Source organism: Vibrio sp. D401a, assembly GCF_030248515.1.
GTDB lineage: Bacteria > Pseudomonadota > Gammaproteobacteria > Enterobacterales > Vibrionaceae > Vibrio > Vibrio rotiferianus.
In genome coordinates this window covers 1-6,358 of record NZ_JAHGAI010000033.1, presented here as the reverse complement: position 1 = coordinate 6,358, position 6,358 = coordinate 1, and the positions used below count along the sequence as shown (strand labels likewise).

At 41.6% G+C, this 6,358-nt stretch carries 9 protein-coding genes; 1 reads left to right on the top strand and 8 read right to left on the bottom strand.

Annotated features, from left to right (window positions below; translation table 11 throughout):
- Window positions 1–158: 158 nt before the first annotated feature.
- The 8 genes from KIV41_RS13050 to KIV41_RS13015 form a co-directional block, all read right to left on the bottom strand.
- Window positions 159–344: a hypothetical protein gene (locus KIV41_RS13050; protein ID WP_148299653.1), complete on the bottom strand. Its 186-nt coding sequence runs from the start codon at window positions 342–344 to the stop codon at window positions 159–161.
- A gap of 394 nt (window positions 345–738) precedes the next feature.
- Window positions 739–1,884, bottom strand: coding sequence for a zonular occludens toxin domain-containing protein (locus tag KIV41_RS13045; protein WP_285336643.1), 1,146 nt, complete (start codon window positions 1,882–1,884; stop codon window positions 739–741).
- Window positions 1,881–2,192 carry a VSK receptor gene (locus tag KIV41_RS13040; protein WP_285336642.1) on the bottom strand — a complete coding sequence of 104 codons (312 nt, stop codon included), beginning with the start codon at window positions 2,190–2,192 and terminating at the stop codon, window positions 1,881–1,883. Before KIV41_RS13040 ends, KIV41_RS13045 begins: the two co-directional genes overlap by 4 nt.
- Window positions 2,193–2,195: 3 nt before the next feature.
- Window positions 2,196–3,551 carry a hypothetical protein gene (locus KIV41_RS13035; RefSeq protein ID WP_285336641.1) on the bottom strand — a complete coding sequence of 452 codons (1,356 nt, stop codon included), beginning with the start codon at window positions 3,549–3,551 and terminating at the stop codon, window positions 2,196–2,198.
- Window positions 3,552–3,710: 159 nt separating this feature from the next.
- Window positions 3,711–3,929, bottom strand: coding sequence for a phage coat protein (locus tag KIV41_RS13030; RefSeq protein WP_285336640.1), 219 nt, complete (start codon window positions 3,927–3,929; stop codon window positions 3,711–3,713).
- An 8-nt stretch (window positions 3,930–3,937) separates the two neighbouring features.
- A complete protein-coding gene (locus KIV41_RS13025; protein ID WP_285336639.1) occupies window positions 3,938–4,162 on the bottom strand; it encodes a single-stranded DNA-binding protein in 225 nt (74 codons plus the stop codon).
- Between the two features lie 19 nt (window positions 4,163–4,181).
- Window positions 4,182–4,520, bottom strand: a complete 339-nt coding sequence (locus KIV41_RS13020) for a hypothetical protein (RefSeq protein WP_285336638.1) — start codon at window positions 4,518–4,520, stop codon at window positions 4,182–4,184.
- 1 nt (window position 4,521) lies between these two features.
- The gene (locus KIV41_RS13015) at window positions 4,522–5,601 is read right to left on the bottom strand and encodes a replication initiation factor domain-containing protein (RefSeq protein WP_285336637.1); all 1,080 of its coding nucleotides are present in this window, start codon (window positions 5,599–5,601) and stop codon (window positions 4,522–4,524) included.
- Window positions 5,602–5,749: 148 nt separating this feature from the next.
- Between KIV41_RS13015 and KIV41_RS13010 the strand changes: the two genes are divergently transcribed.
- The gene (locus KIV41_RS13010; protein ID WP_285336636.1) at window positions 5,750–5,941 is read left to right on the top strand and encodes a hypothetical protein; all 192 of its coding nucleotides are present in this window, start codon (window positions 5,750–5,752) and stop codon (window positions 5,939–5,941) included.
- Window positions 5,942–6,358: the final 417 nt, after the last annotated feature.

Genomic DNA, 6,358 nt, shown 5'->3' with positions numbered 1-6,358 from the left:
TTAAGATCTATATTAAGTATTTTATGGTAAATCGCCATTATGTTTAATGGCATTGCCAAAAAGCGCGGTATTTTAAAATCTGAGCGGGATAGGAGACCGAACTAGAAAAGATTTGGCGTACACGGACAGTTTATTTAACATAATATACATAATGCGCACTAAGATTCTAATAAATCATCATCAGGGTCAGTAACGTCATACCAACTACATTGACCACAATAGTCATAACGACAATTATCTGAATCAACAAAAACTAAGAACTCAGATAGCTGCTTGCATTCTGGGCAAATATCTTCGTACTTCCTTAAAACTGTAAGGTTTTCAGTATCTAAAGTTATCGACATTTCTGTTTCCTCGCTACTCGATCAATTAAATAAAAAAACTTTCCATTCCTAACAATCACTTGAACCATTTAACAAACCTCCCATAATACGCACTAAGGCAGCTGCTTTTTGAAACCATTAGCAACAATAACCAGACCAAACACCCAAAGACCTAGAATCTCGTAAAGATGCTCAACAATAAAATCAATCACTCGCTCGACCTCCAACCAAACCAAGAACCAACACGATAAAACCTATCCACATAAACCAATCAAACGCATCACGCACCCATTGCATAAATTAAGCTCCAGTGTGAACGCACCAAAAATCAACTTCATACATTATTCCGCTTCCTCACTCTCAGACGCTTCGCTTATTCGAGCTGCGGCGAGCGGTATCAACTGGGGAAAACACTCTATATTGATACACTTGGAACTGAAGCAAGAACATCAAGACTTGTATCTTCGGCCTCATCCAACTGGTTTTCATCACGATACTTGCAAGTAACTATCCGGCTAGAATCGTAATACTTAACCTGGTAAACGCATTCGGATAGCTGCTTAAAAGCGTAACCAAGCTTTATCAAATCCGTATGCTCTAATGTGAATTCATAAGTTTCATTGGTGTAAACATCCACGTAAACACGATAGAAACTCAAATCACTATTGAACTCGCCATTCGTCTGCACCAGCTGCTTAGACCAACCCGAAATGTAAAACTGAAAATCAGCAAGCAAGCCAAATGCACTAGGATTTTGCTCACGTTCCTGAGACTTAGATTTAGCCTCTGCACTTTCAACTTGTTCGGCCTGCTCTGGTTCTGGTGCTGTATCTTCCTCTGAATCACCGCGAAACATGAAAAAGTAAACGCCTACCAAATAAATCAAACCACCGACGATAAAAAACTTACCGAACTTAACCGACCAATGATCCTTTACGCTTTTCACATCCTGAGCTTGAGCCTCGATAACCGCTTGAGAACTGGCAGTGTGAGACTTGTAGAAACCAAAGTAATTCTTATCGTACTTCCTAGGCGCCTCACTCATAGGTTCACCACGAGTCTCATTACCTAAATACACTTTCTTGGTATACGTCTTGTCTGTACCAAGATGCGTGTTCTTAATGCATTGGTGTGTTGTTTCCACCATATCACGAATATCACGATTAACTTTGCGCAGGTTCTGAGTCAACAAAACAATATCGATACCGTAGTGACCATGCATCGAGTAAAACTCTAGAATCTCAACGTGACATTGTCGCGGTAAAACTAGATGAGCCTCATCGATGACATACAAAGGACCGACACCATTTTCATCACGCCATTCGCAAAGGTAATCTTCTGGTTTACTGAAAGGACGTTCAGCTTGACCAAAATCATCAAATCGAAACTCACGAACCTCAATCAAATCAGCTAAATCACCAAACACCTTTCTAAACTTCTCGATGTTAAGCGGAATGTTAGTGATGACCTTGCGACCCGCTTTAACCGCAGGAATGATATGAAAAACAACAGACTCGTAAGACTTGCCAGAACGTGGACGACCAACCAAAGCATAAATCATGAACCTAACCTCACGAACGGAATCAATTGCAGACCAACACGAATAACCAAACATGACGTAATCATCACAAGCATCTGAGGAACGCCAATCTGAGAAGCAACCCACGCAACGCCACTAGGCAAAGGCACAGTATCTGGAATAGGAATAGCGGAAAGAGAAGTCATTACAGCGGAAATTATCAAATCAACCGCTTTCAACATAGAATCAAATAAATAAGCAAAAATATCACTAATTGCGTCGATAATAGTTAAAACAAGACTATAAAGAAAAGCCAGAATCCTATTAAAAGCATTAATTAACCAATCCATTGCTTAACCTCCAAATACTAAGCTGCGACAGTAGAAAATACAGGAAACCAAAAAGTAAGCTCTGAGAAATGTAAATACAATATTTAAGAACGCCTCTCGATAAATATCGAAAGTGCCATAGTTAGCAAAGCCAAAATCAAGACTAGCAGAATAAGCAGGACGTGAACCGCCACTTAAATTAACCGTTCCGAATACATTCTTTATCCCACTGGTAACCGTTCCGGAAATAGAATTGTAATGCGTACTTATAACGCCTTGAACACCTTCGGGATATTTAGCTGTATAAAAGGATTCACAAGTTCCAACACCACAAACCCCCACCCCTACACTACTAGAATTAGTGGATGTAATATCATCAGCAAGACCTTTCAACGTGTCATCTAAACGACCAATAGAACCATTAACGCCCTCAATTGCTGAAACCTCATTAGACGAAAGCTCACGAGCAATACTATTTGAGTCTCTAAGAGTATTATTTAAATTACCGATAGAGCTATTAATTCTGTCTAATGACTGCTCATTCTTATCACTGGCCGCTGAAATCGAATCACTAATACCATCTAAGCTCTTCGTCTCATTCTTTGAGTTCTCATCGAGACTAGACAACAACTTATCAAGGCGCGTGTTATTGTCAGTTTTCATGTTATCGATAGCATTAACAACCTGACCAAAATCCTGATTATCTCCCGTTCCATCACCATCACCAGCACCAGTACCGCCCGTTCCGTCACCACCATCACCAGTTCCGCCAGAACCATCGCCATCATCACCGTCACCGTCACCGTCACCGTCAGGGTCTGATTTTTTATCACAGTTAAAAGTAACATCGGTTCGACTATTGCACTCATAAGAAAACTTACCGCCAGTATTACTGCACATAATAAGCTTCTCTCTTTTTAACTGATTAAATTCCTCTGAATTACAATAATCATCACAGACACCTAGCATATTTGGCTTACTACCATCATTACAGACGCACTCACCCTCTAAATTCTCACGCTGACCATCTGGACATTTATTTGGTATTTCACACTCACCAGTTTCTGAATTATAAACCTCATCAAGAGCGCACTGCTTAGTAAGGCGATGGTATTTAATAGAATGCCTAACCTTACGATTATCAATACAAAAAACCTCACCATATGCATGGCCACTATAAGTACAGGGTCTAACAACTTTTGAAATACATTCACCAGATGCCGCCCATAACGCACCTACACCATCTATAGTTCCGGAATAAACAGATGAACCACCACACTCACCATAAACCGCAAAATATTCATGATTAGTAGCACCAAAGGCACCTAACGAAAAAAGAGAGGAAAGAAAAATAATTAATAGAGATTGTTTAATATTCATAAGAAACCTTTGGAATAAAAAAACGCCCCACTAGGAGGCGTTAATAATTCAATGGTTAACCCCTGAAATTAAGGGATGCTATAAATCCGGACATGCCACCAAGTAGAACGTAAATTGTTAGCTGCATATCGAATAAAGCAAAAACCATAATTAAGAGCCTTACGCTTTACCGATTACACGCTTGGCAATGGTGATGCCTTTCTCAGACATAGCGATACCAACAACAACGATACCAATACCACCGACAGCAGCAGCAACACCCGCAAGGTTGATAGCACCGAAGTAGCTAGAAATATCAAAGCCCTCAGCAAAAACTGGAGAAGCCGAACCAACAAGAGCCGCAGCTACTAGAGCGCGTTTTAGATTGAATTTTTTCATAATGTTACCTAACTTTTTCTTATTAAACGTTTACTTACACCAACTGCGTAAGTACTTAGATATCCAAGGCCAAAGACCACAGCGAAACCAAAGCCGATGGCCGCGGATGCTTCTGCTGGAGACACCGACTTATGTGCTGATAAATCGTTGTACTCCGAAGAACTGACAAGAACGTAAGCTTTGCATGTGGTCGCGTCGGTTCTTTTGAGAAAACCTTCTGATGTAAAATTCACACATGCAGCCATACGTCACCTACTTTGATTTTTCGTTTTCTACTGGATTATCGAAAAGACTACGAATGACTTTGAAGTCACAAACAAGATTACGGCGTGGATCTTCTGGGTCAGGTTCGTACTCGAACTCAACTAAGCAAGGACACATTGTCGTCTCGAACTTTGCCAAGAGTGTTGGATTAGGCATAAAAGGAACTTCAACAGACTCAATGCCAAAAGCAATTTGAGCACCGTTATCATTTTGCCAAGGCTTAAGAGCTTTACCCGCAAACAAACGACCAATTTCGTACTGCTTACCTGATGATTTACCAACACCTTTTGAATAAGTGCCACCTGTTAAAACGTAACGAACAGCCATGCTAATTCTCCATTATCTCTTTGATTATGTGTTTGTATGTGTCGGGAAGATCCAATAAGTCATCATGGAGATCCTTTGAAACAAGCATCCCGAAAACTTTCTCTAAATCACCGTCTAAGTACTTAGCAATATCCGCTAAAGTACGACCTACTTGACGACGAGCCCAACGAATGCGCCCGTGCATATCGAGCGCGACTTGTTTCTTTTTTGTGACCACCTTGACTGGCGAGCTGGACACGATTGATGCGCTATAAGCGCAGATTCCCGCAAAATAACCACTGATATTCAAAAGAACATCGAGCGGCATTTCTTTAAGTTCGCACTCGCTACGAAACCAAAACATATCCAAGCCAAGCTGCGCGGCCTTGTTATAGATACGCCAGTAGATTCGAGATTTACGATTGCCAACTTCAAAGGATTCATTGATAACTTTTCCAGATGGTTCTGCGAAAAAGCGTTCACCGGCACTAGGGCCACAACCACGGTCAGATGTTCTAAAAGCGTCATCTGCATAAGCTTTTTTCGCATACTCACGACCGAACAAACCATGAAAGTCATCGACCGCAAGGTCGATACGTGAAAGGCGATTGCAATCAAGAAGATCCAACCACCAATGCAAGCGGAACGCGCTTGTGTGGTCAAAAAGGTGTTTGCACCCTAGCCCCTCAATTTGGAAATAACAGGTTCCACGGTTACCACCTAGAGCAACAAATCCGACATGCTTATTTGAATGTTTAGTCATCAAGTGACATGAATCTTCATAACCGTACAAACCTTTACCACGCCAAGGAGACATGCGAAGGCCAAGAACGTGAAGACAAAAAACTTCCAAACGCTCCATCATGGCAACGTTCCACTGTTGCTTGTAACGCTCGATTAGCTTTTCTTTCTGCTCAGGAGTTTTTGCCATGCGGTAGTTAGCTTTAGGAATTGGAGCCCAAACTACAGATGAAAGGTCAGATTTATGAGCATGACGAAGTGAGGAATAAGGGATAGTCCACGAAAGGTAGTCCACAAACACAAACGGACTTGCTTCAGTGTCGATTTGCAATTCTTCTGGTGTGAATACCTGTTTTCTCATTCTTACAATTTCCAGCTAACGTACGCATGCATACAATGTTATTTTGATGCGAAGATACACACACTTAATGCATGTATGCAAGCATTCAGAAGTGAAAAGTATATTTGCATACTAAAATACATGAATAATGTCACACAATGAGGTTCATATGACGAAGAAGTACACTTCCCTGCGTGTTAGCGAGTCGACAAAGATGAAGTTGGAAAGAGTAGCTATAGATGTAAGCTACGAAACGAAAGAATCAGTGAAATGGACAGACGTTGCCAACTTCCTTTTTGACAAGTACTTACACGATGCTAAGGCAGACATGATCCATAAAAAAACGGACTCAAAGGACTAACTGAATGGCATTGGAGGGAGTTAACTTGATTGACTCGCTTCGCTCAAACACTGGCGCGCTACGCTTGCGAATACACGGCGAACACTGATGATTCAGTGGAATTTACCCCCGTAATACTAGACGGGGGTTTTGCTGCGCTTTCGAGGTCCCTCCCGCAAGCGGGCCCCTCCCCGAAATGCTCGCTGCAACACGTTCAGAACATTTCGGTACGTAAAAAAATGACATACTAGAAGCTCTGGTATGTCATTTTCAAAGTGGCGCATTATGTGTGTTATGTTACGGGCTATCGCTTGAAAACGATTCTCTCTCATCTGCACCACGAACAAGTTCGGCTGAGCCAGTTCGCACCGCCCACCTTTTCGGCGTTCTAGGCCGTTGGCAAACCGCTCAACATAACACTCACCCATAATGCGCACT